The sequence below is a fragment of the Streptomyces sp. KL109B genome (genome assembly GCF_030766935.1).
GTDB lineage: Bacteria > Actinomycetota > Actinomycetes > Streptomycetales > Streptomycetaceae > Streptomyces.
In genome coordinates this window covers 290,912-315,066 of sequence record NZ_JASERL010000001.1, presented here as the reverse complement: position 1 = coordinate 315,066, position 24,155 = coordinate 290,912, and the positions used below count along the sequence as shown (strand labels likewise).

The following is a 24,155-nucleotide window of genomic DNA, read 5'->3' as shown; positions in this document are numbered from 1 at the left end:
CAAACCGGTCAGGACGCGCGGCGCTCCAGCCGGAACAGCCGGATCTCCCGCTCCACCCGCCGCTGATACGTGGCGTACGGCGGCCAGAACTTCAGCGCCGCCTCCCACGCCTGCTCCCGCTCACCGTCCGCGAGCAGCCGGGCCGTCACGGGCACGTCCGCCCCGCGCCAGTTGATCTCGGCATCCGGGTGCGCGAGCAGGTTCGCCGTCCAGGCCGGGTGCCCGGTCCGCCCGAAGTTCGACCCGATGAGCAGCCAGGACTCCTTCCCCGCCGCCCCCTCCTCGGGCATGCAGGCGAGCGGGGTACGCCGCTCGATCCCGCTCTTCGCGCCCCGCACGGTGAGGATCACCCCCGGCAGCATCTGCGCGCTGAGCAGCACCTTTCCGCCGCTGAGCCGGTGCACGGCACGGTCGAGGGCGGGGATGACGTGCGGCGCGACGCGGGCGAAGGCACGCGTGGACGACACCTTCTGCACGAGCTTGATCCCTGGTGGCGCCATCACACCGCCACCTTAAGTCCGGGCCCCGGCTCCGCGTCCGGCGCGAACAGCTCGGCGGCCTGCGCGGCCCGGTCCCGCAGCAGGTGCACGGGCCCGAACAGCAGCTCGTCGCCGGTGGCCCGCTTCAGATACAGATGCGCCTCGTGCTCCCAGGTGAAGCCGATGCCGCCGTGCAGCTGCACGGCCTCCCCGGCCCCGGTCCGCAGCGCCTCCAGCGCCTGCGCGAGCGCGAGCCCGCCGACCCGCTCCTCCCCTTCGGTGCTCGCGGCCCACGCCGCGTAGTACGCGGCCGAACGCGCCGCCTGCACCTGTACGTACACATCGGCGAGCCGGTGCTTGACCGCCTGGAACGACCCGACGGGCCGCCCGAACTGCTCCCGCTCCTTGACGTACTCGACGGTCCGCTCAAGCGCCCGGTCCGCCGCGCCGACGGCCTCGGCGGCGAGCAGCGTGGCGACGGTGTCGCCAACGGCAGCGAGCGCCCCGTTCACGTCACCGTCTTCCTCCCCCAGCAACTCGGCGTCGACATCGCGCAGTTCGATGCGCGCCTGCGGCCGCGTCTCGTCCATGGCCGTCTGCCGTACGCGGACGAGCCCCGCGGCGTCCTCGCGTACGAGGAAGAGGAGGGTGCGGGAGCGGGCGAAGCCGCCGGTGTGGGCGGCGACGAGGAGCAGCCCCGCGCTGTGCCCGTCGAGTACCTGCTCGGCCTGCCCGTAGAGGCGCCACCCGTCCTGGGTGCGGCTGGCCTGCACGCCGCCGGCGCGCCCGCCGCCCGCCCAGTCCCCCACGTTGTCGGCGACGAGGCCGAGCGCGGTGGCGAGCCCGGTGCCCGGCACGGCGAGGGTCGCGGTCAGGGCGCCATCGGCGATGCCCGGCAGCAGCGCGGCGCGCTGGGCCTCGGTGCCGAGCGCGGAGATCAGTGGCGCCGCGAGGCCGCTGGTGGCGAGCAGCGGGCTGGGCGCGAGCGCCCGCCCCAACTCCTCCTCCGCGAGCGCGAGTTCCAGCACCGAAGCGCCCACTCCCCCGCGCTCCTCGGGCAGCGCGAGCCCCGGGAGCCCGAGCTCCGCGCTGAGGGTGCTCCACAGGGCGGGGTCATGGCCGACGGGGGTACGGGTGGCGGCCTTGACGTCGTCCGGGGTGCAGCGCTTGGTGGCGAGTTCGCGCAGGGTACGGCGGATCTCTTGCTGTTCCTCAGTGAACCTGGCGTCCATGTGGGCCCCTTTCTGACGGGGCGTCATGTTAGGACGACGACCGCCGGATGCCCAGAGCTACGCACACTCCTCCACGACTCCGCATCTGATGTACCGTCAGATTCATTGCTGAGGACGGAACACGCACGACTGAAGCCGGAGGCAAGCATGACTGGAGGCGGAGGCACGCATGACTGAAGCCGGAAGCAAGGTCGCCATAGCGGGCATCGCCCTCTCCGACTGCGGCCGCGTCGACGAAGCCACCCCCTACGCCCTGCACGCCCAGGCCGCCCGCCGGGCACTCGCCGACGCGGGGCTCACCCCCGACGTCGTCGACGGCTTCGCATCGGCCGGGCTCGGCACCCTCGCGCCGGTCGAGGTCGCCGAGTACCTGGGCCTCAAACCCCGCTGGGTGGACTCCACTTCGGTCGGCGGCTCCACCTGGGAGGTGATGGCGGCGCACGCGGCCGACGCGATCCGGGCGGGTCACGCCCGCGCCGTCCTCCTCGTCTACGGCTCCACGGCCCGCGCCGACATCAAGGCCAAGCGCCGCACATCGAACCTCTCCTTCGGGGCGCGCGGACCGCTCCAGTTCGAGGTCCCGTACGGCCACTCCCTCATCGCCAAGTACGCGATGGCGGCCCGCCGACACATGCACGAGTACGGCACGACGCTCGACCAGATGGCACAGGTCGCGGTGCAGGCGCGCGCGAACGCGGGACGCAATCCGGACGCCATGTTCCGCGACCCGATCACGGTCGACGACGTGCTCGAAGGCCCGATGATCGCCGACCCGTTCACCAAGCTGCACTGCTGCATCCGCTCGGACGGCGGCGCGGCGGTGCTCCTCGTGGCCGAGGACCTGCTGCCCGACTGCGCGAAGCCTCCGGTGTGGGTACTGGGTGCCGGGGAGCACGTCTCCCACACGACGATGTCCGAGTGGGACGACTTCACGGTGTCACCGGCGGCGGTGAGCGGCCGCCTCGCCTTCGAGCGGGCCGGGGTCACCGCCGCGGACATCGACATCGCGGAGATCTACGACGCCTTCACGTACATGACGCTCGTGACCCTGGAGGACCTGGGCTTCTGCGCGAAGGGCGAGGGCGGCGCGTTCGTCGAGAAGGGCCGGTTGCTCCATGACGGCGAGCTGCCGACCAACACCGACGGCGGCGGCCTCTCCGCCCAACACCCCGGAATGCGCGGCCTGTTCCTCCTGGTGGAGGCGGCGCGGCAGTTGCGGGGCGAGGCGGGCGGGCATCAGGTGCGGCGCCCGGACGGCTCCCTGCCGCAACTCGCCGTGGCGTCGGGGACGGGCGGGTGGTTCTGTTCGGCGGGGACGGTGGTGTTGGGGCGGGGATGAGGTGGGACTGGAGCCCTATTCGTGGAGGCGCTCGGCGAGGTCGTCGGCCCATGCCTGGGCCCAGGTGCGGAGGGCGTGGATGGTGGGGGTGTCGAGGCCGTACGCCTCGAAGTGCACATCGTCGAACCACTCGGCTCCGACAAGGTGTTCGTGCAGGCCTTCCAGGTCCAGGTACTCGCGGGCATGCTTGCGCCCGAAGGCTTCCAGGTCCTCGTTCGTCCACCGCTGGCCGGCGGCGTAGGCATCGATGAGGTCTCTGGGGACAGTCCGCTCGGCCAGAGCGCGGATCTTCGTTCCGATCACGTCCTCTTCGGCGAGGACCGGGCCGTAGGCCGTGGACACCGGCGGGCGGTAGAAGCACTCTTTCAGAACGTCGACCTCGCACACGGCGGCAATAACCGGGTCGGTCACGGTCAGGCGCGCCGAGAGCGGCGCGACCTCGATCTCCGCCACCTGCCAGCCCCGCTTTTCGAGCCCCGCTCGCAGACCAGCCACGATGTCGACCATCGGAGCGGGGTTCTCGGTCGCGACGTCGAGATCTTGGCTGGGGCGGGCCACCAAGTCGTGCGCCTGTACGGCGTAGCCCCCCGTCAGCACCAGGGGGTACGGCGACCCGATGTCCATGACGTCGGCCAAGAGCCGGGCGTGCAGGTCAGGCAGTTTCACAGGGCGTCCTTAAGCTCTGGGAAGGCTTCCTCCCAGACACCGCGCACCGTACGTCCGGCCAGCTTGCGCAGAATCGGCCACTGGGCGATCAGGAAGTCTCGGTTCAGGTAGGCAACGAGATCTGCGCGCATCCCCTCGTGCAGCACCGTGTTGTACAGCGCCATGCGCTGGCGCGGCTGGTCGAGGTCGTACGAGGTCACCCCCGACCAAGCCACGTGCGACGGCAGGTCCACGACACCGTGCTCGGGCCCCGCCAGCTCGGCCAGGCTCTCCGGCAGGCGGCGGACGAACTTGATCCGGTACAGCTCGGCGTCGCTCCTGGGCTCGGTCATGCCGTCCAGTATCGCGGGCCCGAGGCCGTCACGCCTGCGCCGCGAACCCGGCGAACGCGACCCATGCCTCCGGCCGGACCGTGAGCGTGGGGCCGGTGGCCGGGTCGTTCTTGGAGTCGCGTATGTGGATGGTGTGGGCGTGGGTGGCGACTTCGAGGCATTCGCCACCCTCGTTGCCGCTGTAGCTGCTCTTGAACCAGGCCAGTTCCGGGGTGTTCACAGCCGTTCCGCCGTCCTCTCGATCAGATCTGCGGACTCCCAGGGGTTGAGCGCCTGGGCTCGTAGCATTCCGAATCGGTCCACGCACTGGGCGACCTCCTCGGGCTTCGCGATCAACCTACCGGCCAGCTGTCCTTCCTCGTAGGCGTACGGGCGCCCTTCCATGGTGCTCAGCAGCTGCATGGAGCCCTGCAAGCCCGCGTGCGACTGCCGCCCTGTCGGCATCACTTGAACCATCAGGTTGTCCATGGACCGGATCAGGCCCAGCACGTGGAGGAGCTGGTCACGCAGGATGCTCTTGCTGCCGATCGCCCTCCCCAGCACCGACTCTTCAATGACGTACCCGAAGTTGGGGGCGGGAACGCGCCGCAGGATGGCCTGCCGCTCCAGTCGCGCCTGGACGTCTTTCTCGATTTGCTCCTCCGGCGTCAGCGGCACGCGGCATGCGTACAAGGCCCTCATGTACGCCTCGGTCTGCAGAAGGCCGGGGACGAGCATGGTCTCGTAGCCGTTGATGACGGCCGCCTTCTTCTGCAGCCGAACCCATCCCACGAACGTAGGCGGATACTTCTCCTCCTCCATCATCGGGATGCAGGACTTCAATGCCCCGCACGCGTCCCAGAGTTGGTCCGAGTCCTCCAGGAAGGAGGACGTCGGAATCCGCTCCGCGCACTCGTACGCGCTCTCCGTCGACACCGACACGAGCAGCTGCCCGGCGGCGGTCCTCTGCGTCATGCCGGCGCGCGTACGGAAGTACTTGATCAGCTCGCCGACGTGGCGACGGGCCGGACTGATTGACGCCATCACGTCCGCTTGAGGGTGTTCCACAACGGTCACGACACACTCCACATCCTCGTGGCGTACTCGCCGAACTACTGGTTACCGTACGCAACCACGCCGATGCTCGGAGGTATGACGAGCGAAGACGCCCCGGACTGGGTACCCCGTACCGGGCTCCAACTGCGCCTCGCCGGCGTGCACTTCGACGCGATCCGGGTGCGCGGCGTACGCGGGGAGGCGGTGCTGCACCATCTGCTCAGCCTCACCGACGGTGATCCGGGGCCCGTGGTGCGGGAGTTGTCCGGTGGACGGTGGACGTACTTCCTGCTGGCACCCGGCGAGAGCAAGCACTACACGTGGCCACCGGGGGCGACGTGCTTCGGGCCGGCACCGCGCGACCAGTACGTGGGGATTCCGGCGGCGACCGGGAACACGTACCCGTTGAGCTGGCGGTGCGGCGCCCCGGTCGCCGGGGACTTCGTGGACGCGGAGTTGCTGCACGGGGTGCTGCTCGCTCAACTGACGTGTCACTAGGGCCCTTCTGAGCCAGGAATTCCGTTCCGCGGTGAAGGCCTGTCGCCCGCCAGCCTCCCGAGCCACTCCCTCAGCAGGTTCTGCTCGGCGTCGGTCAGGACGTCCGGCTCGTCGGGGAGCGCGGCACGCAACGTCCGGGCCGCCACCGCGGGACCGGACTCCGCGGCGGGGAGGGCCGGTTCGACGCGGGTGACGGCGGCGACCATCGCTTCGCGCAGGGCGGTACGGAGTTCCGGGTCGCGGCGGTCCGCGGGTGTGGCGTGCCAGGTGAGGACCGCACCCTGGCCGGTGGCCTGAATGATCTGGGCGGCCAGCTCCTCGCCGACCCGCAACCATCCTCCGGCCGCGAGGCGGCGCACCCGGCCGTGGAGGATTTCCAGGCCCGCGCGGTGCGCCGCGTCCGCCCCCCGGCCGGTGGACCTGTTCATCACCGCGAAGAGTTCGGGGCGTGAGACACCGAACTCCACGACCGCGTCCCAGGCGCGGCGCAGCTCCTCCACCGGGTCCTGCGGCGCGGGGTCGAGCCGTGCCCGTTTGCTCTCCAGGAACTGCGCGTAGCCGTGCTCGGCGACCGCTTCCAGGAGACCCTCCTTGTCGCCGAAGAGGCGATAGATGGCGGGCGGCTGCATTCCGGCCGCGGCTGCGACGGCGCGGGTGCTGACCGCGCCGGGTCCGCCGCTCTCCAGCAGCTCCATCGCCGCCTCGACGATGCGGTGGCGCGGGCTGTCGGTGGTGTCACGCGTAGGCATGTTCCGACGATATCGGCTTCTTGCTTCCGACGTTATTTCCAGTGTTACCGTTTTAGTGATTCCACCGGAAACACCCGAGGAGTGTCACCGTGATCATCGTGACCGGAGCCACCGGAAAGCTCGGCCGCCGCACCGTCGAGCGCCTGCTGGAGCGCGTCCCCGCCGACCGTGTCGGCGTCAGCGTCCGCGACCCCCGCAAAGCACAGGACCTCGCCGACCGCGGCGTCCGCGTGCGACGTGGCAGCTTCGACGAGCCCGCCTCGCTCGCGCACGCCTTCGAGGGAGCCGAGCAGCTTCTCCTGGTGTCCCTCGACCGCGTGGGCGAGGCGTGCGTGGCGGGCCACCGCACCGCCATCGACGCCGCCGTACGGGCCGGCGTCGGCCGCATCCTCTACACGAGCCAGGCGGGCGCCGCCCACGAATCCCGCTTCCAGGCCTGCCGCGACCACGCCCGTACCGAGGACCTGCTGCGTGCCACCGGCCTGCCCTGGACATCCCTGCGCAACGGCTTCTACGCGGCGAGCGCCCTGCGGTTCCTGGAATCCGCCCGCCACAGCGGCGTCATCGCGCTGCCCGCCGACGCCCCCGTCGCCTGGACCGGCCACGACGACCTCGCCGATGCCACGGCGGCGATCCTCGCCGACCCGGGCCGCTTCGAGGGGCCCACCCCGCCGCTCACCGGACCGGCCGCACTGGACTTCGACGCCGTCGCCGAGATCGCGGCGCGGGTCACCGGCCGCCCCTTCGACCGCACCGTCGTCCCCGACGACGTCTTCCGCGAGCAGAGCCTGGCGCACGGCCTGCCCGCGCCGGTCGTCGACCTGATGCTGAGCATCTTCGCGGCCGCCCGCGAGGGCGAGTTCACCGCCGTCGACCCGACGCTGAGCGAGCTGACCGGCCGGGAACCCGCCGCCTTCGCCACGCTCCTGGAGCACGCCTGGACGCCCGAGCCGTCGCGCTAGCGGTACGCAACCGTTATCCGTGCGGCATCTGAGGCCCTGCCGAGCCAGAGATTCCGGAATTACCGTCGGATGCTGTGCGGGGACGTCTGCTGAGCGATCGGTACCGGCTCCTGGAAGCCATCGGTTCGGGTGGCATGGGGCAGGTGTGGCGCGCCCGCGACGAGGACCTGCGGCGCCTCGTCGCCGTGAAGGTGTTCGCGCCTCCGGACGACATCGAGCCCGGCGAGCGGCGGGAGCTGCTGAGCCGCTTCCGGCGGGAGGCGCGGGCGGTGGCCGCGCTGTCGAGTCCGTACGTGGTGACGGTGTACGACCATGGGACCGACGACACGGGACACGGTGAAGTCCCTTACCTGGTCATGGAGTTGGTCGAGGGCGAGTCGCTGCACGAGGTGCTGCGGCGCGAGGTGCGGGTGCCCGTCGGGCGGGCCCTGGAGTGGGCGCGGCAGGCGGCGCTCGGGCTCGCGGCGGCGCACGCCGCCGGGATCGTGCACCGGGACATCAAGCCGGCCAACATCATGGTCACGTCCGGCGACCCCGGTTCGGTGAAGATCCTCGACTTCGGGATCGCCGCGTTCCTTGAGGGCGCGGAGGCCGCGACCCGCCTCACCAGGACCGGCACGCTGCCGATCGGAAGCGTGCTGTACATGGCGCCGGAACGGTTCCGGCAGGAGCCGGGCGACGGGCGCATCGACCTGTACGCGCTGGGGTGCGTGCTGTACGAACTCCTCGTCGGGCGGCCCCCGTTCACCGGTCCGGCCGCCGGGGTCATGTACAACCACCTGCACGACCTGCCGGTCCGGCCGAGCCGGGCGCGGCCCGAAGTGGACGGCGCCGTAGACGAGTTGGTGCTCTCCCTCATGGCGAAGGAGCCGGAGGAGCGGCCGCGGGACGCGGGGGCCGTGGTCGAGGCCGTGGAGCGGGTTGCGGGTGGACCCGCGGCGGGCGGGAGCGGGGGTACGGGTCCGGCCGCCGTGCCGACGTCGCCGACCGCCGTCACGGGGCCGCTGCCCGCGCCGCCGGTCACCCGGAAGTTGGCGCGGCCCCCGGCTCCGGCCGCGGGCGGGTCGGCCCCGGCCCCGGCTCCCGCCTCCGGCCCGGCTCCCGCACCCGCACCCGCACCCGCACCCGCGAAGTCCGCCGCATCCGCGACGCCCGCCACATCCACATCCACACCCACGCCGACCCCCGCCCCCTCCCCCGCCCCACGCCGAAAGTTCTCCTCCGGTCGTCGTCGACCGGTGCTGCTCGGCGCCGCCGTCCTGTTCTGCGTAGGCGCGGCAGGCGTCGCCGTGCCCGCCGCGCTGAGCGGGGAGGAGCCGCGGCCGCAGGCGGCCGTCCGGCCCCTCGACGGGCCCCAGCCCACCTTCCGGATCGCGGTCGCACAGCGCGGCGCGGCCGTCGACACGAAGGCGGTCCAGCAGGCGCTCGACGACTACGCGGGGCTGCTGCCGCTGGAGGCCGTGGCCGTGCCGAGGGCCACGGCCATGTCCTCGGAGGCGTTCGCCCGCCGTTACCCGGACGTCGTCGCGCTCATCGGCACGGCGGCCGCCACACCGGCATTCATGAACGCCACCCCGGCCCTGCGCACCTGCCAAGTCACGGTGCCGAAAGGCGAGTTGGCCAACCGGTTCCCCGTCGAGTCGGACGCCGATCTCGGCACGCACTTCGCCGCGTACCTCGACTCCGCGCTGCACACCAAGCGCCTCCTGGTCACCAAGGGCGCCGCGCCCCGGATCCCGCGCGAACCCTTCGACGAGACCCGCGACGCCTCCCGCCGCTACACGACCGCCCCGGTCCCGCCCCGCGCCATGCCGGCCGACGAGCTGCGCGCCCTCCTCGCCGATGCCCGCCCCGACACCGTCTACCTCGCCGACCAGACCGACCAGCAGCAGAACGTGCGGGCCCTGCGCGCCGCCGGCTACGGGGGCCGCGTCGTCCTCGCCCCGAACCGGGAGAACGACTGCGCCCTCCACTCCGGCATGAGCACCCGCGAACCGTCGGTACCGGACGGCGTCTACCGCTTCCGTACCGTCTCCAGCGGACCGCTCCGCTCCGGCGAGTGCACGCAGGAGGCCGCCTGGTGCGCACGGGTGCGGCCGCTCCTGACACGGCCCGGCGCACTGGAGGAGTACGAGGCGGCGCAGGCGGTCGTCGCCGCGTTCCGGGCGCGGGCGGTGAACGACACGGAGGCCGTCGACGTCCGCCGCCACCTGGCCCAGGCCCTGCCCGGCGTACGGATCAACGGCCTCCAGGGCGACCACACCCTCGGCCCCACCGACACCGGCGCCCGCCCCGTCTGGGTCGAACGCCGCACGGCGGGCGCGTGGACGACACTCGGCACGGTCGCCTCCCTCACCCGCGACTGATCCACGGACGCCGCGCACGCCACAATCACCCCATGGAACCCGAACCCGAAGCCGAAGCCGAAGCCACGACCGACGTCGACGTCGACCTGGACGCCCTGCTGCGGTCCCTGCGCGTCTGGGACACGCAGCTCCCCGCCTTCGCCCCACAGGACGCCCCCGCCGCACCCCTCCCCCTGTTCAAGGAGTGGTTCGCGGCGGCCGTGGCGGCAGGCCAGCCCGAACCGCACACCCCCTCCCTCGCCACGACGGACGCCGAGGGCCACCCCGACGTCCGAACGGTGATGCTGCACGGCGCCGACGAGGCGCACGGCTGGCACTTCGCCTCGCACGCGGGCAGCGCCAAGGGCCGCCAGCTCGCCGCCCGCCCGTACGCGGCCCTCGGCTTCTACTGGCCTGCGCAGGGCCGCCAGATCCGCGTCCGCGGCCCCGTCCGCGCGGCGCCGCCCGAGGTCGCGCACGCCGATCTGCACGCCCGCTCGACCGGCGCCCTCGCCTCGGCCCTCGTCGGCCACCAGAGCGAACCGCTCGGCTCGTACGAGGAGTTGGAGCGCGCCTCCGACGCCGCGTGGCAGCGCGCCCAGCGCGAGCCCGACGCGCCCGCCCCCTCCTGGACCGTCTACCACCTGGCCCCGGACGAGGTGGAGTTCTTCCAGGGCGACGCCCGCCGCCGCCACGTACGCCTCAAGTACCTTCGTACGACGGGTGGTTGGGCCAAGGAGCTGCTGTGGCCGTGACCCGCCCACTCAGACCATGAACTCCCACACCGCGAAGTCCCGGACCGGCCGGTACCCGAGGCGCTGGTAGAGCGCGTTGCTCGTCGCGTTGGCGCGGTCCGTGAAGAGCAGCACCTCTTCGACACCGGCCGCCAGCTCGACCCGGCTGACCTCGGCGGTGACGGCGCCCGCGTACCCCCGGCCGCGCAACGGGGGCGGCGTGTAGACGGGGGCGACCCGGACGGTCCCCGCCGACCTGCGGCTGACGCCCGCCATGGAGACGGGGGTGCCCGCGGCGTCCTCCCACAGCGTGACGCCTCCGTAGCCGATCCGGTCGTCGGCCCACGCCTCGGCGCGCGCCCGCGTCTCGGGGTCGCTCGTGTGCGCGTCGGCCTCGAAGTCCAGGTGCCAGTCCGCGAGGAGGGCGCGGTCGGACGCGCCCGCGATCCGCGGCCGTCCCTCGGGCAGCGGATCCGGTGGCGTGAGGTCGCCGAGCCGGAACAGCCGCTGCCGCATCCGGCGTTCGGCCCGACCGCCGGGGTGGCGGGAGCGCCAGGCGTCGGCGAGGGCGGCGGTCGCCTCCTCCGTGCCGTTCACCCCGTCGACCGGCAGCCCGGCGAGGGCGTCGAGCAGGGCGCCCGCCGCCTGCGCGCCACCCTCCTCGGGGCCGGGCAGCCCCACGTACAGGAAGTGCGGCGGCGTCCAGAAGAAGTACCCGTCCGCCCGGCCACCGGGCCCCGCCCACACCCCGAAGCGCGCGCCGTCGGCCGCCCACCCGGACACCCGCATGCGCGCGGTGACGGTCAACGCCACCGTGTTCAGGGTCGGTTCGGAGCGCAGCAGCTCCCCCGCCCGCTCCTCGAACGCGTCGAGCTCCGCCGTCAGCGCCCACTCACCCGTGCCCGTACGTGCCCGTGAACCCGCGCGTGCCCGTGAGGTCGTCATCCGGACATCATGGCCGCGCGGGCGTGCGCACGGCCATGGGATTACGCGGCGGGCGCGGGCCTGAACACCGGCACGGCGAAGCCCTCCCCGCCCTCCCGGAAGTCGACGGTGAGCTCCATGCCCACCCGCAGCTCCGCCTCCGCGCAGTCCACGACCTCCGTCATCATGCGCGGCCCCTCGGCGAGGTCGACGACGGCGGCGACGTACGGGGTGCGCCCGCCGAACGGCGGCAGGTCGTTGCGGTGCACGACGGACCACGTGTAGAGCGTGGCCCGCCCACTCGCGTCCCGCCACTGTCCGTCCTCGCTCCAGCAGAACGGGCAGAACTCCCGCGGATAGTGATGCGCCCGCCCGCACGCCCCACAGTGCCTGAGCAGCAGCCGCCCCTCGGCGGCCGCGTCCCAGTAGGGGCGGGTGAAGGCATCGGGCTCGGGAACGTCGAAACGCACATCTGCGGAAGCGGTACTCACGAGAACAGTCCGATCGCGTGGTCGAGGGACCAGGTCTGCCAGGACATGGCGAACAGCGCGACGAGCGAGATCAGGCCCATCATCGCGTTCTGCCCCTGCTCGGCCCAGTCGTGGATCATGAGCGTGAAATACAGCAGATTGAGCAGCAGCCCGCCGACCAGCGCGATCGGCGTGAGAAACCCGAGTATCAGCCCGAGCCCGAGGGCGAGTTCGGCGTACACGACGATGTACGCCATCGTCTTCGGCCGCGGCTTGACGACGACCTCGAACCCGCTGCGGACGGCGTTCCACTTGTGCTTGCCCGCCACGTCCGCCGCCCACGCGATGCCGGTCCCGCGCTCGAACCAGCCCTTCTTGTCCTTGTGCCGCCAGCTCTCCAGCCACCACAGGCCGAGCCCGATGCGCAGCACGGCGAGCCATTCGGCGCCGCTGAGCCCTATCGCGTCCATATCGGCTCCATGAAGTCCGGCCCCTCTCTCGGTTTCTGACGGTACGTCAGTTCAGCGCATCCGGCCGCGACTCCGCAAGGCCCCGCACAGCACGGGCCCCGCCGAGCGGCCGTGATCAATTCGCAACCGGTTTCCGTCTTGACGAGGCCCCTTCAACTCCACGCCGGATTACGCTCCGCACATGGCCGACTCCCCACACGCACCGGCACTCAGCACCCCGGAACGCAGCCATGAACGCCCGCCCGTGTACGTCATCGGGGGCGGGCCCGGCGGACTCGCCGCGGCGGTAGGGCTCAGGGCGCACGGCGTACGGGCCGTCGTCCTGGAGAAGTCCGACCGCGTCGGCGCCTCCTGGCGGGGCCATTACGACCGCCTCCACCTGCACACCACCCGCCGCCTCTCCGGCCTGCCGGGCCTGCCGATGCCGCGCCGCTTCGGCCGCTGGGTCGCCCGCGACGACGTCGTGCGCTACCTGGAGAAGTACGTCGAGCACCACGACCTGGAGGTCGTCACGGGCGTCGAGGTCACCCGCGTCGACCGCACCGCCGACGGCGCGGGCTGGCTGCTGCGTGCCACCGGTGGCCGCGAGCTGACCTCGGCCGCCGTGGTCGTCGCCACCGGCTACAACCACACCCCGCACCTGCCCGACTGGCCCGGCACCTCCTCGTACACCGGCAAGCTGCTGCACGCCTGCGAGTACCGCAACCCGGCACCCTTCACCGGCCAGGACGTCCTCGTCGTCGGCGCGGGCAACACCGGCACCGAGATAGCCGTCGACCTGATCGAGGGCGGCGCCGCGCGTGTCCGCGTCGCCGTGCGCACCACCCCGCACATCGTGCGCCGCTCCACGCTCGGCTGGCCCGCCCAGCGCACCGGCGTCCTCTGCCGCCGCCTGCCCGTCGCCCTGGTCGACCGACTCGCCGCACAGCTCGGCAAGTTGAGCGTGCCCGACCTCTCGGCGCAGGGCCTGCCGCGCCCCGACACCGGCCTCTACTCACGGGTGCGCGAGGGCGCCATCCCGGTGCAGGACGTCGGCTTCGTCGACGCCGTGCGCGCCGGGAAGGTCGAACCCGTCGCCGCCGTCACCTCCTTCGAATCGGACACGGTGGTCCTCGCGGACGACACCCGGATCACCCCGGACACGGTGATCGCGGCCACCGGCTACCGGCAGGGCCTGGAGGACCTGGTGGGCCACCTGGACGTGCTCGACCCCGCCACCGGCCGCCCCCGCCCCACTTCCCGCTCCACCCCCTCCCGCGCTCCCGGCCTGCACTTCACCGGCTATACGAACCCCATCAGCGGCATGCTCCGCGAACTGGCCCTGGACGCCGGCCGCATCGGGAAGTCAGTGGCCGCCCAACTCCCCGCGTAAGCCCGGTATTCGTACCTCTTCGCACTCACGCAGACCCCGCCTTCGGAACATTCGCCCCAGCTCTTTGCCTGCAGCCCTGTTCCTGACACAGTGTCAGTTCAGTAATCTGACTATGCGTCAGTTATTCCCTGGGGGACTTCTAGGCAACGCACAGGCAACAGATGTCGCTGACACACAGGAGCGGGCGGACCGATGCTTGGATCGACGTACGGCACCCTGACCACCGACTCCCGCCGGGCCCGCGTGATCGCCTGCGGTGAGCAGCCCGGACCCGCCGTCCATGGGCGGGCCGGAACCGGGAGCACCGAAGACACGGACGTCAGCGGGCTTCCGCTGCACGCCGACGTACCGGATCTGGACCGGTTCTTCCGGCCCGAGTCCGTCGCCGTCGTCGGCGCGTCCGACGCCGAGGGGCGGCCCAACACCGGAATCACCCGGCAGCTGATGGGCTGGGCGGAGCGGGTCGGCGCGCGCCTGTATCCCGTGCACCCGACCCGCGAGTCCGTCTTCGGGCTGCCCTGCTCGCCGTCCGTGGGCGAGCTGCCGGAACAGGTCGACCTCGCGGTACTGCTCGTCGCCGACCCACTTCCCGTCATCGAGCAACTCGCCGACACGAAGGTGCGGTTCGCCGTCGCCTTCGCCTCCGGCTTCGCCGAGACCGGCGACGAGGGCGCGGCCGCGCAAGCCCGCCTCTCCGCCGCCGTGGAGCGCTCCGGGATGCGGCTGCTCGGCCCGAACACCAACCTCAACGCCTTCGAACGCTTCCGTGACGACCTCGAAGGCCCGGCCATCGCGCTGATCACCCAGTCCGGCCACCAAGGTCGCCCCGTGTTCAGCCTCCAAGAGCTGGGCATCCGGCTCTCGCACTGGGCGCCGACCGGCAACGAGGCCGACCTGGAGACCGCCGACTTCATCTCCTACTTCGCGCAGCGCCCCGAGGTCGGCGCCATCGCCTGCTATGTGGAGGGCCTCAAGGACGGCCGCTCCTTCCTGCTCGCCGCCGACCGGGCCGCGCGCGAGGGCGTGCCGGTCGTCGCCGTGAAGGTCGGACGGACCGAGACCGGGGCGCGCACCGCCGCCTCCCACACCGGGAAGCTCACCGGCGCCGACACCGTCGTGGACGCCGCCATGCGGCAGTTCGGCGTCATCCGCGTCGACGGCCTCGACGAACTCCAGGACACCGCGGCCCTCCTGGCCCGCGCCCGCCCGCCGCAGGCCGACGGCGTCGTCGTCTACTCGATCTCCGGCGGCACCGGCGCCCACTTCTCCGACCTGGCGACGGAAGCGGGCCTCGACCTGCCCACCCTCCCCCAGGAGAAGCAGGACGAACTCCACCAGTGGATACCGGAGTACCTGAGCGTCGCGAACCCGGTCGACAACGGCGGCCACCCGGTCGGCGACTGGCGCGGCCGAAAGATCATCGACGCGATCCTCGCCGACCCCTCCGTGGGCGTCCTCATCTGCCCCATCACCGGCCCCTTCCCACCCATGAGCGACAAGCTGGCGCAGGACCTCGTGGACGCGGCGGAGCAGACGGACAAGCTGGTGTGCGTGGTGTGGGGCTCGCCGGTCGGCACGGAGGACGCCTACCGCGAGACGCTCCTCAACTCCTCCCGCGTGGCCACCTTCCGCACGTTCTCCAACTGCATCACCGCGGTCCGCTCCTACCTGGCCCACCACCACTTCACGACTTCCTACGTATCCCCCTTCGACGAGGCACCGCGCACCCCGTCCCCGTCCTTCCGCAAGGCGCAGGCCCTGATGCGCCCGGGCCACCAGCTGAGCGAACACGCGGCGAAGCAGCTGCTGCGGGCGTACGGCATCCGCGTACCGCGCGAACAGCTGGTGACGAGCGCCGCCGCCGCGGTGCGCGCCGCGTCCCTCGTCGGCTACCCGGTCGTCATGAAGGCCTCGGCGCCCCAACTCGCCCACAAGTCCGAACTCGGCCTGGTGAAAGTGGGATTGACGTCGGCCAGCCAAGTCCGGGACGCCTACCGCGAGTTGACCGACATCGCCCGCTACGAGGGCATCGAGCTCGACGGCGTACTGGTCTGCCAGATGGTGGAACGCGGCGTCGAGATGGTCGTCGGCGTCACCCGCGACGACCTGTTCGGCCCCACCGTGACCGTCGGCCTCGGCGGCGTACTCGTGGAGGTCCTGCGGGACACCGCCGTCGCCGTACCCCCCTTCGGCGAGACCCAGGCGCGCGCGGTCCTGGACCAACTGCGCGGCCGTGCGCTGCTCGACGGGGTCAGGGGGGCGCCCCCCGTCGACATCGACGCGCTGGTCGAAGTGATCCTGCGGGTGCAGCGGATGGCGCTCGAACTCGGCGACGACCTCGCCGAGCTGGACATCAACCCGCTGATGGTGCTGCCACGCGGCCAGGGCGCGGTCGCCCTCGACGCCCTCGCCGTGTGCCGCTGACCGCACCGCACCCGCTGCCGCCGCCCCACTCCCGAAACGGAGCTCCCCCATGACCAAGCCCTCCCCCGCCGCTCCTTCGGAACCTTCGGAACCCTCCGAACCCTCCGAACCCGAAAAGCCCCTGGACTCATTGGTACTGCACGCCACTGACAACGGCGTCTCGTGGATCACCCTCAACCGTCCAGAGGCGATGAACGCCGTCACCTGGGACCAGCGCGAACGCGTCATCGCGCTGCTCGCCGAGGCCTCCGCCGACCCGGACGTACGAGCCGTCGTGATCACCGCGACGGGCAAGGGCTTCTGCGCCGGGGCGGACCTGCGGGGCGGCGGCTCCGACACCGGGGAACGGGTCGTGGGCGACGTCGCCCGCATGATCCGGCTCGGCGCGCAACGCCTGATCACCGCCGTCCAGGACTGCGAGAAACCGGTCATCGCCGCGGTGAACGGCACGGCGGCCGGCATCGGCGCCCACCTCGCGCTCGCCTGCGACCTGGTCATCGCGGCCGAGTCGGCACGCTTCATCGAGGTGTTCGTACGCCGCGGCCTCGTCCCGGACGGCGGCGGCGCGTACCTCCTCCCCCGCCTCATCGGCCCGCAGCGCGCGAAGGAGCTGATGTTCTTCGGCGACGCCGTGCCCGCCCCCGACGCGGAGCGCCTCGGCCTGATCAACCGGGTCGTCCCGGACGATCAGTTGACGAAGCTGGCCCGCGACTGGGCGGAACGCCTCGCGGCGGGCCCGACCCGCGCACTCGCGATGACCAAACACCTGGTCAACGCCTCCCTCGACACCGACCGCGCAACGGCCCTCGCGGCGGAGGCCACAGCCCAGGAGCTCAACATGAGCACCCACGACGCGAACGAGGGCGTCGCCAGCTTCGTGGAGCGCCGCCGACCGGACTTCAGGGGCCGCTAACCCGCGATCCACCGGGACTGTGACCGGAAACCCCAGCCCTGTTGGGGATTCCGGTCACAGCCACCGTCACGGCGTGCCCACGACCGCACCCCCGCCCGCCCGGAACGTCCGGAACGTCCGGAACGTCCGCCGATACGCCGTCGGCGTCACCCCCACCGCCGCGTGGAAGTGCTGCCGCAACGACTGGGCCGTGCCGAATCCGGCCTGCCGGGCCACCTCGTCGATGGAGCCGTCCGACGTCTCCAGCAGCTGCCGGGCCCGCTCCACGCGCTGCCCGGTGAGCCACTGGCCGGGGCTGACGCCCACCTCCTCGCGGAAGCGGCGGGTGAAGGTGCGTACGGAAAGGGACGCGCGGTCGGCCAGGGCGCGCAGCGTGAGCGGCTCGCCCAAGTGGTCGAGGGCCCACGCGCGGGCGCGCGCGGTGGACGCCAACGTCGGCTCCGGGAGCGGGCGTTCGATGTACTGGGCCTGGCCGCCGTCCCGGTGCGGCGGTACCACGGTGCGCCGCGCCACGTCGTTGGCGACCGCCGCGCCGTGGTCGCGCCGCACCAGGTGCAGGCACAGGTCGATGCCCGCGGCGACGCCCGCCGACGACAGCACGTCGCCGCCGTCGATGAACAGGACGTTGGGGTCGACCTCGATCTGCGGGAAGAGGCTCTGGAAGTGGGCGGCGTCCGCCCAGTGCGTGGTCGCGGCCCTGCCGTCGAAGAGGCCCGCGGCGGCGAGGACGTAGCTGCCGGTGCAGATCGAGACCATGCGCGTACCGGGGCGGATGTATGCGAGCGCCCTCGCCAACTCCGGCGTCAGCACGCCCTCTTCGTAGACCGGGCCCATCTCGTACGAGGCCGGGACGATCACGGTGTCAGCGGTGGCCAGGGCGTCCGGGCCGTGCTCGACGTGGATCTCGTAGTCCGCGTCGGTACGCACCCGGCCCGGCTCGCGGACGGCGCAGGTCACGACCTCGTACAGGAGCTCTCCTGCGGCGTCGCGGGCGCGGCCGAAGATGCGCTGCGGGATGCCGAACTCGAAGGGGATGAGGCCGTCGAGCGCGAGCACCGCCACCCGGTGCGGGTGCGGGGTGTGCCGTTGGGTGCGGGTGCGCGTGCGGGGCATGGCCCGATCCTAGCGAATGATGGCATTCGGGCCACTCGTTCCGGGGGGCTCGATGGCCGAAGCTCTTTGGGTGACAGAGACGCAGACGCAGACGCAGACTCAGATACCGGCGGAGGCGTCGACCGGTGCCCGGCCCAGAATTCGCCGACCGCACCGTGCCTGGGCCGTCGCCGCCGTGACCTTCGTGACGATCGTCGGCGCCGCCGCCTTCGCCTCCCTGCCGGGGCTGCTCATCGAGCCGTTGCACGACCCGAGTACGGGGTTCGGCTGGTCGCGCGGCACCATCGGCTTCGCCGTGTCCGTGAACCTGGCGCTGTACGGGGTCACGGCCCCGTTCGCCGCCGCGCTCATGGACCGGTTCGGGATCCGGCGGGTCGTCGCCCTCGCGCTGACCGTCATCGCCGCCGGGTCGCTGCTCACCGTGTGGATGACCGCCGCCTGGCAACTGGTGCTGTTCTGGGGCGTGTTGGTGGGGCTCGGGAGCGGGTCGATGGCGCTGGCCTTCGCCGCCACCGTCACCAATCGGTGGTTCGTCGCGCGGCGCGGGCTCGTCACCGGAGTGCTGACCGCGGCCAGTGCCTCGGGGCAGCTGGTGTTTCTGCCGTTGCTCTCCTGGATCGTGGACCGGCACGGCTGGCGGCCCGCCGCCGTGACCGTGGCGCTGTCCGCGCTCGCGGTCGTCCCGCTGGTGTGGCTGCTGTTGCGCGACCATCCCGCCGACGCGGGCGTAGCTCCGTACGGGGCGAAGGAGTTCGTGCCGAAGCCCGAGCCCGTGCGGGGCGCGGGGAAGCGCGCCGTGACCGTGCTCGCGAAGGCCGCCCGCACCGGGCCCTTCTGGCTGCTCGCCGGCACCTTCGCGATCTGTGGCGCCTCGACGAACGGCCTGGTCAAGACGCACTTCGTACCAGCAGCCCACGATCACCACATGCCGGTCACCACGGCCGCGTCACTGCTCGCCGTCATCGGGGTCTTCGACGTCGTCGGGACGATCGCGTCAGGCTGGTTCACCGACCGGATCGAGGCGCGCCGGCTGCTCGCCGTGTACTACGCGCTGCGCGGCGTCTCGCTGCTGTTCCTGCCGATGCTGCTGGCTCCGGACGTCCGGCCGCCGATGGTCTTCTTCATCGTGTTCTACGGGCTCGACTGGGTCGCCACCGTGCCGCCGACGATCGCGCTGTGCCGCGAGCACTACGGCGAGGACAGCGCGATCGTGTTCGGCTGGGTGCTCGCCTCGCACCAGGTGGGGGCCGCGGTGGTGGCCTTCCTGGGTGGTGTGGCGCGGGACGTCTTCGGCTCGTACGACGTGGTCTGGTACGCCTCGGGCGCGCTGTGCGCGGCGGCGGCGCTGATGGCGCTGGTCATCAGGCGCGCCTCGGCCTCGTAGCGGCCCGTCAGTCCCGCGGCAACCCCGCGAACCGCCCCTGGTGGAACAGCAGCGGCCCCGCCCCATTGCCGTCCGCCCCCAGCGCCGTCACCCGGCCGACCACGATCAGGTGGTCGCCGCCCGTGTGCACCGCGTGGATGGCGCAGTCGATCCACGCCGCGACCCCGTCGAGGCGTGGCGCCCCCGACACCGGTGCCTCGTCGTACGCGACGCCCGCGAACTTGTCCGCCCCGCTGACCGCGAAGCCCCGGCACAACTCGCCCTGGTCCGCGGCCAGTACGTTGACGCAGAAGGAGCCCGCGCGCGCGATCCGCGGCCAGGTCGTCGACGTACGCGCGACCATGAACGCCACGAGCGGCGGGTCGAGGGAGAGGGACGCGAAGGACTGGCAGGCGAAGCCGGCCGCGCCCGTATCGGGATCGGCCGCCGTCACCACGGTCACTCCGCTGGCGAACTCGCCCAGTACGCGCCGGAATTCGGCCGGGTCGACCGGCGCCCGCTCGTCGTCGCCGACCGCGCGCAGATCGGGGCGCGGCAGCACGTCCAAGGGCGGCACCTCCGCCGTGGGAGCACCGACCGACCTGAGGTACCGGACGACGGTGGCCGCCATCCCTGCGTGTCCCATCATGGAATCCATTGAAGCTGACGGGGTGTCAGATTGGAAGGGGCGCGTCACCGGTGCCACCTTGGCGCCGCGCCCCGGCGGCCCCCTCAGCGCGCCACCGGGCAGCCCCCGGTCATCTTCCCCAGGAAGGCGTTGGGGTCGTAGAAGTGCTCGACCTCCAGCAGCTTCAGGTCGTCGCTGACCTTGGCGATGCTCACGCCGAACATCTCGATCTTCTCGCCGCTGCCCGAGAACCCGTTGTACTCGCCGTCGAAGGCGCCCCAGTGCCGCCACTTGAACGTGATGACCGGCGGGCCCGAGAGGACCTCGGTGACCTCCCAGAAGAATCCGCCGGGGAAGGCGCCGTGGAACACGTCGTGCGAGGACTCGAAGGTCTCGGCGCCGTAGAAGACGCTCTCCCCGATGAGGATGTTGTAACTGCCGCGCTCGACAATGTCGTTGGCGTCGGCCCACGGGCCGCCGTTGATCCGCGTACGGAAGCGGTCGGCGACCATGGACACCCAGGTCGCGGGGTCGCGCTTGTGCGAGACCTCCATCTCGAAGACCTGCACCACCCCCTCGACGACGGCCTCCAGGGAGCCCGGGGCGTGTTCGGTGGTGCGCTGGCCCGGCATCACCGTGTGGGAGAGGTGGTAGTCCGGCGTGCCCTCACGCCAGTGGGCCGGTTCCGCGGCGTCGATCACCGCGGACCGGCCCTGGAGCCAGAGGGGTGGTGGGGCTTCGGCTTCTGACATGGCGGGGCCCTTCGGAGGGAGAAGCAATGAACGGGCCCCATAATTCATTCGGTCACACTTTCAACACAAGCTGTCCACATCTCGCGCACGTGACCAACTTGCCTACGTATACCGTCCAGTTGCGGTCAGAACGTCAGCACCCCCCGCGCCACCTTCCCCGCCTCCGCGTCCGCGACCGCCTGCCCGAACGCCTCCACCGGATACGTCCGCGTGACCAGCTCGTCGAGCAGCAGCCGGCCCTCCGCGTACAGGTCCGCGTACAGCTTGATGTCGCGCTGCGGGCGGGAGGAGCCGTAGCGGCAGCCGAGCACCGACTTGTCGAGGAAGAGTTCGGCGGGCACGAAGGACGCCTCCGCCTTCGCCGCGGGCATCCCGAGGATCACCGCCTGTCCGTGCCGGTCGAGGAGGTCGATCGCGGCCCGGATCAGCTCGACCCGGCCCACGCACTCGAAGACGTGGTCCGCGCCGTCCGGCAGCACGTCCCGCACCGCCGCCACGTCGGTCAGGAACTCGGTCGCGCCGAACTGCCGCGCCACCTCCTCCTTCGCGGGGTTGGAGTCCACTGCCACGATCCGCAGCGCACCCGCGACCCGGGCGCCCTGGAGCACGTTCAGGCCGACGCCGCCCGTGCCGATCACGACGACCGAGTCGCCGCGGTCGACCTTCGCCCGGTTCAGGACGGCGCCGACGCCGGTGAGCACGCCGCAGCCGATCAGGGCCGCGGACGTCAGCGGGATCTCCTTCGGGATCTTCACCGCCTGCACGGCCTTCACCACGGTCCGCTCGGCGAACGCCGAGTTCGACGCGAACTGGAAGAGGTCCTTCTCCCCGCGCGCGAACGGCTTCTGCGGCATCCCGATCGCCTTGCGGCACATCGTCGGCCGGCCCCGGTCGCACTCCGCGCACGCCCCGCAGTTGGCGAGCGTCGACAGCGCGACGTGATCGCCCGGCACGACGTGCGTCACGCCCGAGCCGACCGCCTCCACGACGCCCGCGCCCTCGTGCCCGAGGACCACCGGGCGCGGGAACGGGATCGTCCCGTCGATCACCGACAGGTCGCTGTGGCACAGGCCCGCCGCGGCGACCCCGACCAGCACCTCGCCGGGACCCGGGTCCCGTATCTCCAAGTCGTCGACGACGACGGCCTCTTGGCCGTCGAACACAACACCCCTCACGACTCACCCTCCCTGGGCAGGCCGAGCACCCGCTCGGCGATGATGGTGCGCTGGATCTCGTCCGAGCCGCCGTAGATCGTGTCGGCCCGGCTGAACAGGAACAGCCTCTGCTGTTCGTCGAGTTCGTACGGTCGCTCCGGGGTCCAGTCGGCCGGTCCCACGGAGGCCTCCGCGCCCCGTACGCGCAGGGCCAGCTCGCCGAGCCGCTGGTGCCAGCCGCCCCACAGCAGCTTGGCGACGCTCGGCGCGCCCGCGTCCGGGGCCCCGCCGAGGGTGCGCAGCGCGTTCCACCGCATGGTCCGCAGCTCGGACCAGAGGCGCACGAGGTCGGCGCGTACCAAGGGGTCACCGATTGCGCCGTTGGCGGACGCCGTCCGGACGACCTGCCGCAACTCCTCGATGAAACCCACCTGTTGGGCGAGTGTCGACACGCCGCGCTCGAAGGCGAGCAGCCCCATGGCCACCTTCCACCCCTCGCCCTCGCCGCCGACGAGCTCCTCGGCGACCGCGCCGTCGAAGAACACCTCGTTGAACTCGCTCGTCCCGGTGAGCTGCCGGATCGGGCGTACGTCGATGTGGCCGGGCTGGTCCATGGGGACCAGGAGGAAGGAGATGCCCTTGTGGCGGCGCGACTCCGGGTCGGTGCGGGCGAGTACGAAGCACCAGTCCGCCTCGTGCGCGAGCGACGTCCACACCTTCTGGCCGGTCACCCGCCAGCGGCCGTCCTTGTCGCGTGCCGCCGAGGTCCGCAGCGACGCCAGGTCCGAGCCCGCGCCCGGTTCGCTGTAGCCCTGGCACCACAGTTCCTCGCCGCGCGCGATCGGCGGCAGGAAGCGGCGCTGCTGCTCCTCGGTGCCGTACGCGAGGAGGGTGGGCGCGAGGAGGTTCTCGCCGATGTGGCCGTAGCGGCCCGGCGCGCGCACGCGCGCGTACTCCTCCGCCCAGACGACCTGCTGGGTGAGGGTGGCGACGCGGTTGCCGAAGCCCTCCCGGTCCCAGCCGATGCCGATCCAGCCGCCCGTGCCCAACTCCCGCTCCCAGGCGCGCCGTTCGGCGCCGCCCTCGTGCTCATTGCCGGGACCGCCGCGCCCCACGGCGTCGGCGAACCGTTCGTCCAGATGCTTTTCGAGCCACTCCCGGACCTCGCCACGGAAGTCCGCGTCCGCGCTGTCCGCCTGGTCGAAGCCGAACTCCACGCCCCGCCACCCCCGTCCGTTACTGGTTGGGCCGTTCCTTGGCGGCCGCCGCCCGAGCCATCTCCTGGAGCTGCTCAAGCATCGGCATGGGGTCGGTGCCCACCGCCCCCGGCAGGAAGTCGGCGATCTTCTCCGGCGTCCAGGACCCGCCCTCCGCGTACCCGGCGCGCAGCTCGCGCGGCTGCGCCCACACGGCGATCTTCGGCCCGGCGACCGTGTAGACCTGCCCGGTGATCTGCTCCTCGCGGGCCCGCTCACTGAGCAGGTAGACGACGAACGCGGCGACGTCCTCGGGCTCCCCGATCTCCTTCAGCTCCATCGGCACGTTCGCCGACATGCGGGTACGGGCCACGGGGGCGACGGCGTTCGCGGTGACGCCGTACTTGTTGAGGCCGAGGGCCGCGCTGCGCACCAGCGAGATGATGCCGCCCTTGGCCGAGCTGTAGTTGGCCTGGGCGACGGAGCCCTGGTGGTTGCCGCTGGTGAAGCCGATGAGCGTGCCGGACTTCTGCTTGCGCATGACGGCGGCCGCGGCCCGGAAGACGGTGAAGGTGCCCTTGAGGTGGGTCTGGACGACCGGATCCCACTCGTCCTCGGACATGTTGAACAGCATCCGCTCGCGCAGGATCCCGGCGACGCAGACGACGCCGTCGATCCGCCCGTACTCGCTGACGGCCGTGTCCACGATGCGCTGGCCGCCGGCCATGGAGGACACGTCGTCGGCGACCGCGACGGCCGTGCCGCCCGCCGACTCGATCTCCTTGACGACGCCCTGCGCCACTTCCGACGTGGGCTCTCCGCCTTCTATGGACACCCCGTAGTCGTTGACGACGACCTTGGCGCCCTCCGCCGCGCACGCGAGGGCCACCGCCCGCCCGATGCCTCGCCCCGCTCCCGTGACGGCGACGACCTTGCCTGCCAAGAAGTTCCCCATGCCCGGCCCCTTCCCGCGGTTTCTGACGGTCCGTTAGATTTTCACTCCGG

General features: G+C 72.0%; 25 protein-coding genes. 9 read left to right on the top strand and 16 right to left on the bottom strand.

Features of this window, described 5'->3' with window-relative positions; all coding sequences use genetic code 11:
* Positions 1 to 8: 8 nt before the first annotated feature.
* Positions 9 to 500: a nitroreductase family deazaflavin-dependent oxidoreductase gene (locus RBJ65_RS01515; RefSeq protein WP_306321186.1), complete on the bottom strand. Its 492-nt coding sequence runs from the start codon at positions 498 to 500 to the stop codon at positions 9 to 11.
* Entirely contained in the window at positions 500 to 1,711 is a 1,212-nt protein-coding gene (locus RBJ65_RS01510; RefSeq protein WP_306321187.1) for an acyl-CoA dehydrogenase family protein, read from the bottom strand. Before RBJ65_RS01510 ends, RBJ65_RS01515 begins: the two co-directional genes overlap by 1 nt.
* Positions 1,712 to 1,880: 169 nt before the next feature.
* Between RBJ65_RS01510 and RBJ65_RS01505 the strand changes: the two genes are divergently transcribed.
* Complete coding sequence (locus tag RBJ65_RS01505) at positions 1,881 to 3,050, top strand: acetyl-CoA acetyltransferase (RefSeq protein WP_306321188.1); 1,170 nt, start codon at positions 1,881 to 1,883, stop codon at positions 3,048 to 3,050.
* A 15-nt stretch (positions 3,051 to 3,065) separates the two neighbouring features.
* On the opposite strand, the gene RBJ65_RS01500 is transcribed toward RBJ65_RS01505, so the two are convergent.
* The 4 genes from RBJ65_RS01500 to RBJ65_RS01485 are packed head-to-tail and all read right to left on the bottom strand — an operon-like array spanning position 3,066 to position 5,104.
* Positions 3,066 to 3,716 carry a nucleotidyl transferase AbiEii/AbiGii toxin family protein gene (locus tag RBJ65_RS01500; RefSeq protein WP_306321189.1) on the bottom strand — a complete coding sequence of 217 codons (651 nt, stop codon included), beginning with the start codon at positions 3,714 to 3,716 and terminating at the stop codon, positions 3,066 to 3,068.
* Complete coding sequence (locus RBJ65_RS01495) at positions 3,713 to 4,048, bottom strand: hypothetical protein (protein WP_306321190.1); 336 nt, start codon at positions 4,046 to 4,048, stop codon at positions 3,713 to 3,715. Before RBJ65_RS01495 ends, RBJ65_RS01500 begins: the two co-directional genes overlap by 4 nt.
* A gap of 28 nt (positions 4,049 to 4,076) precedes the next feature.
* Positions 4,077 to 4,268: a DUF397 domain-containing protein gene (locus RBJ65_RS01490; RefSeq protein WP_306321191.1), complete on the bottom strand. Its 192-nt coding sequence runs from the start codon at positions 4,266 to 4,268 to the stop codon at positions 4,077 to 4,079.
* A complete protein-coding gene (locus RBJ65_RS01485; protein WP_306321192.1) occupies positions 4,265 to 5,104 on the bottom strand; it encodes a helix-turn-helix transcriptional regulator in 840 nt (279 codons plus the stop codon). Before RBJ65_RS01485 ends, RBJ65_RS01490 begins: the two co-directional genes overlap by 4 nt.
* A 75-nt stretch (positions 5,105 to 5,179) precedes the next feature.
* Here RBJ65_RS01485 and RBJ65_RS01480 point away from each other — a divergent pair, with 75 nt between their 5' ends.
* On the top strand, positions 5,180 to 5,581 hold the full coding sequence (locus RBJ65_RS01480; RefSeq protein ID WP_306321193.1) for a hypothetical protein: 402 nt from the start codon (positions 5,180 to 5,182) through the stop codon (positions 5,579 to 5,581).
* On the opposite strand, the gene RBJ65_RS01475 is transcribed toward RBJ65_RS01480, so the two are convergent.
* Positions 5,578 to 6,330, bottom strand: coding sequence for a TetR/AcrR family transcriptional regulator (locus tag RBJ65_RS01475; RefSeq protein WP_306321194.1), 753 nt, complete (start codon positions 6,328 to 6,330; stop codon positions 5,578 to 5,580). The genes RBJ65_RS01480 and RBJ65_RS01475 overlap by 4 nt on opposite strands.
* 89 nt (positions 6,331 to 6,419) lie before the next feature.
* Here RBJ65_RS01475 and RBJ65_RS01470 point away from each other — a divergent pair, with 89 nt between their 5' ends.
* The 3 genes from RBJ65_RS01470 (at position 6,420) to RBJ65_RS01460 (ending at position 10,392) form a co-directional block, all read left to right on the top strand.
* A complete protein-coding gene (locus RBJ65_RS01470; protein ID WP_306321195.1) occupies positions 6,420 to 7,292 on the top strand; it encodes an SDR family oxidoreductase in 873 nt (290 codons plus the stop codon).
* 74 nt (positions 7,293 to 7,366) lie between these two features.
* On the top strand, positions 7,367 to 9,658 hold the full coding sequence (locus RBJ65_RS01465; protein ID WP_306321196.1) for a serine/threonine-protein kinase: 2,292 nt from the start codon (positions 7,367 to 7,369) through the stop codon (positions 9,656 to 9,658).
* 32 nt (positions 9,659 to 9,690) lie between these two features.
* Positions 9,691 to 10,392 carry a pyridoxal 5'-phosphate synthase gene (locus RBJ65_RS01460; RefSeq protein ID WP_306321197.1) on the top strand — a complete coding sequence of 234 codons (702 nt, stop codon included), beginning with the start codon at positions 9,691 to 9,693 and terminating at the stop codon, positions 10,390 to 10,392.
* A gap of 9 nt (positions 10,393 to 10,401) precedes the next feature.
* On the opposite strand, the gene RBJ65_RS01455 is transcribed toward RBJ65_RS01460, so the two are convergent.
* Genes RBJ65_RS01455 through RBJ65_RS01445 form a run of 3 tightly spaced genes read right to left on the bottom strand, consistent with a single transcriptional unit; the run spans position 10,402 to position 12,235 of the window.
* On the bottom strand, positions 10,402 to 11,316 hold the full coding sequence (locus RBJ65_RS01455) for a GNAT family N-acetyltransferase (RefSeq protein ID WP_306321198.1): 915 nt from the start codon (positions 11,314 to 11,316) through the stop codon (positions 10,402 to 10,404).
* A gap of 41 nt (positions 11,317 to 11,357) precedes the next feature.
* On the bottom strand, positions 11,358 to 11,786 hold the full coding sequence (locus RBJ65_RS01450; protein ID WP_306321199.1) for a Zn-ribbon domain-containing OB-fold protein: 429 nt from the start codon (positions 11,784 to 11,786) through the stop codon (positions 11,358 to 11,360).
* Complete coding sequence (locus RBJ65_RS01445; protein WP_306321200.1) at positions 11,783 to 12,235, bottom strand: DoxX family membrane protein; 453 nt, start codon at positions 12,233 to 12,235, stop codon at positions 11,783 to 11,785. The genes RBJ65_RS01450 and RBJ65_RS01445 overlap by 4 nt, the downstream gene beginning before the upstream one ends.
* A 181-nt stretch (positions 12,236 to 12,416) precedes the next feature.
* Between RBJ65_RS01445 and RBJ65_RS01440 the strand changes: the two genes are divergently transcribed.
* The 3 genes from RBJ65_RS01440 (at position 12,417) to RBJ65_RS01430 (ending at position 16,944) form a co-directional block, all read left to right on the top strand.
* Positions 12,417 to 13,607: an NAD(P)/FAD-dependent oxidoreductase gene (locus tag RBJ65_RS01440; RefSeq protein WP_306321201.1), complete on the top strand. Its 1,191-nt coding sequence runs from the start codon at positions 12,417 to 12,419 to the stop codon at positions 13,605 to 13,607.
* Positions 13,608 to 13,799: 192 nt separating this feature from the next.
* Positions 13,800 to 16,031 (top strand): acetate--CoA ligase family protein, encoded by a 2,232-nt coding sequence (locus tag RBJ65_RS01435; protein WP_306321202.1) that lies wholly within the window; start codon positions 13,800 to 13,802, stop codon positions 16,029 to 16,031.
* Positions 16,032 to 16,080: 49 nt separating this feature from the next.
* Positions 16,081 to 16,944, top strand: a complete 864-nt coding sequence (locus RBJ65_RS01430) for an enoyl-CoA hydratase/isomerase family protein (RefSeq protein WP_306321203.1) — start codon at positions 16,081 to 16,083, stop codon at positions 16,942 to 16,944.
* Between the two features lie 66 nt (positions 16,945 to 17,010).
* On the opposite strand, the gene RBJ65_RS01425 is transcribed toward RBJ65_RS01430, so the two are convergent.
* On the bottom strand, positions 17,011 to 18,057 hold the full coding sequence (locus tag RBJ65_RS01425) for a GlxA family transcriptional regulator (protein WP_306321204.1): 1,047 nt from the start codon (positions 18,055 to 18,057) through the stop codon (positions 17,011 to 17,013).
* A 103-nt stretch (positions 18,058 to 18,160) separates the two neighbouring features.
* On the opposite strand from RBJ65_RS01425, the gene RBJ65_RS01420 reads away from it, so the two are divergent.
* Positions 18,161 to 19,441 carry an MFS transporter gene (locus tag RBJ65_RS01420; protein WP_372341365.1) on the top strand — a complete coding sequence of 427 codons (1,281 nt, stop codon included), beginning with the start codon at positions 18,161 to 18,163 and terminating at the stop codon, positions 19,439 to 19,441.
* Positions 19,442 to 19,448: 7 nt separating this feature from the next.
* On the opposite strand, the gene RBJ65_RS01415 is transcribed toward RBJ65_RS01420, so the two are convergent.
* The 5 genes from RBJ65_RS01415 to RBJ65_RS01395 all read right to left on the bottom strand — a co-directional run bounded on the left by RBJ65_RS01415 (position 19,449) and on the right by RBJ65_RS01395 (position 24,105).
* On the bottom strand, positions 19,449 to 20,069 hold the full coding sequence (locus RBJ65_RS01415; protein ID WP_372341364.1) for a flavin reductase family protein: 621 nt from the start codon (positions 20,067 to 20,069) through the stop codon (positions 19,449 to 19,451).
* Positions 20,070 to 20,152: 83 nt separating this feature from the next.
* On the bottom strand, positions 20,153 to 20,800 hold the full coding sequence (locus tag RBJ65_RS01410) for a SnoaL-like polyketide cyclase (RefSeq protein WP_306321206.1): 648 nt from the start codon (positions 20,798 to 20,800) through the stop codon (positions 20,153 to 20,155).
* Between the two features lie 125 nt (positions 20,801 to 20,925).
* A complete protein-coding gene (locus tag RBJ65_RS01405; RefSeq protein WP_306321207.1) occupies positions 20,926 to 21,975 on the bottom strand; it encodes a Zn-dependent alcohol dehydrogenase in 1,050 nt (349 codons plus the stop codon).
* Entirely contained in the window at positions 21,972 to 23,171 is a 1,200-nt protein-coding gene (locus RBJ65_RS01400; protein WP_306321208.1) for an acyl-CoA dehydrogenase family protein, read from the bottom strand. Before RBJ65_RS01400 ends, RBJ65_RS01405 begins: the two co-directional genes overlap by 4 nt.
* A gap of 19 nt (positions 23,172 to 23,190) precedes the next feature.
* Positions 23,191 to 24,105: an SDR family NAD(P)-dependent oxidoreductase gene (locus tag RBJ65_RS01395; protein WP_306321209.1), complete on the bottom strand. Its 915-nt coding sequence runs from the start codon at positions 24,103 to 24,105 to the stop codon at positions 23,191 to 23,193.
* Between the last annotated feature and the right edge of the window lie 50 nt (positions 24,106 to 24,155).

Coding starts and splice junctions, on each gene's coding strand:
- RBJ65_RS01440 (WP_306321201.1), top strand. CDS start 12,417: ATGGCCGACTCCCCACACGCACCGGCACTCAGCACCCCGGAACGCAGC.
- RBJ65_RS01515 (WP_306321186.1), bottom strand. CDS start 500: ATGGCGCCACCAGGGATCAAGCTCGTGCAGAAGGTGTCGTCCACGCGT.
- RBJ65_RS01415 (WP_372341364.1), bottom strand. CDS start 20,069: ATGATGGGACACGCAGGGATGGCGGCCACCGTCGTCCGGTACCTCAGG.
- RBJ65_RS01495 (WP_306321190.1), bottom strand. CDS start 4,048: ATGACCGAGCCCAGGAGCGACGCCGAGCTGTACCGGATCAAGTTCGTC.
- RBJ65_RS01425 (WP_306321204.1), bottom strand. CDS start 18,057: ATGCCCCGCACGCGCACCCGCACCCAACGGCACACCCCGCACCCGCAC.
- RBJ65_RS01480 (WP_306321193.1), top strand. CDS start 5,180: ATGACGAGCGAAGACGCCCCGGACTGGGTACCCCGTACCGGGCTCCAA.
- RBJ65_RS01455 (WP_306321198.1), bottom strand. CDS start 11,316: ATGACGACCTCACGGGCACGCGCGGGTTCACGGGCACGTACGGGCACG.
- RBJ65_RS01435 (WP_306321202.1), top strand. CDS start 13,800: ATGCTTGGATCGACGTACGGCACCCTGACCACCGACTCCCGCCGGGCC.
- RBJ65_RS01475 (WP_306321194.1), bottom strand. CDS start 6,330: ATGCCTACGCGTGACACCACCGACAGCCCGCGCCACCGCATCGTCGAG.
- RBJ65_RS01430 (WP_306321203.1), top strand. CDS start 16,081: ATGACCAAGCCCTCCCCCGCCGCTCCTTCGGAACCTTCGGAACCCTCC.
- RBJ65_RS01505 (WP_306321188.1), top strand. CDS start 1,881: ATGACTGAAGCCGGAAGCAAGGTCGCCATAGCGGGCATCGCCCTCTCC.
- RBJ65_RS01395 (WP_306321209.1), bottom strand. CDS start 24,105: ATGGGGAACTTCTTGGCAGGCAAGGTCGTCGCCGTCACGGGAGCGGGG.
- RBJ65_RS01460 (WP_306321197.1), top strand. CDS start 9,691: ATGGAACCCGAACCCGAAGCCGAAGCCGAAGCCACGACCGACGTCGAC.
- RBJ65_RS01410 (WP_306321206.1), bottom strand. CDS start 20,800: ATGTCAGAAGCCGAAGCCCCACCACCCCTCTGGCTCCAGGGCCGGTCC.
- RBJ65_RS01510 (WP_306321187.1), bottom strand. CDS start 1,711: ATGGACGCCAGGTTCACTGAGGAACAGCAAGAGATCCGCCGTACCCTG.
- RBJ65_RS01445 (WP_306321200.1), bottom strand. CDS start 12,235: ATGGACGCGATAGGGCTCAGCGGCGCCGAATGGCTCGCCGTGCTGCGC.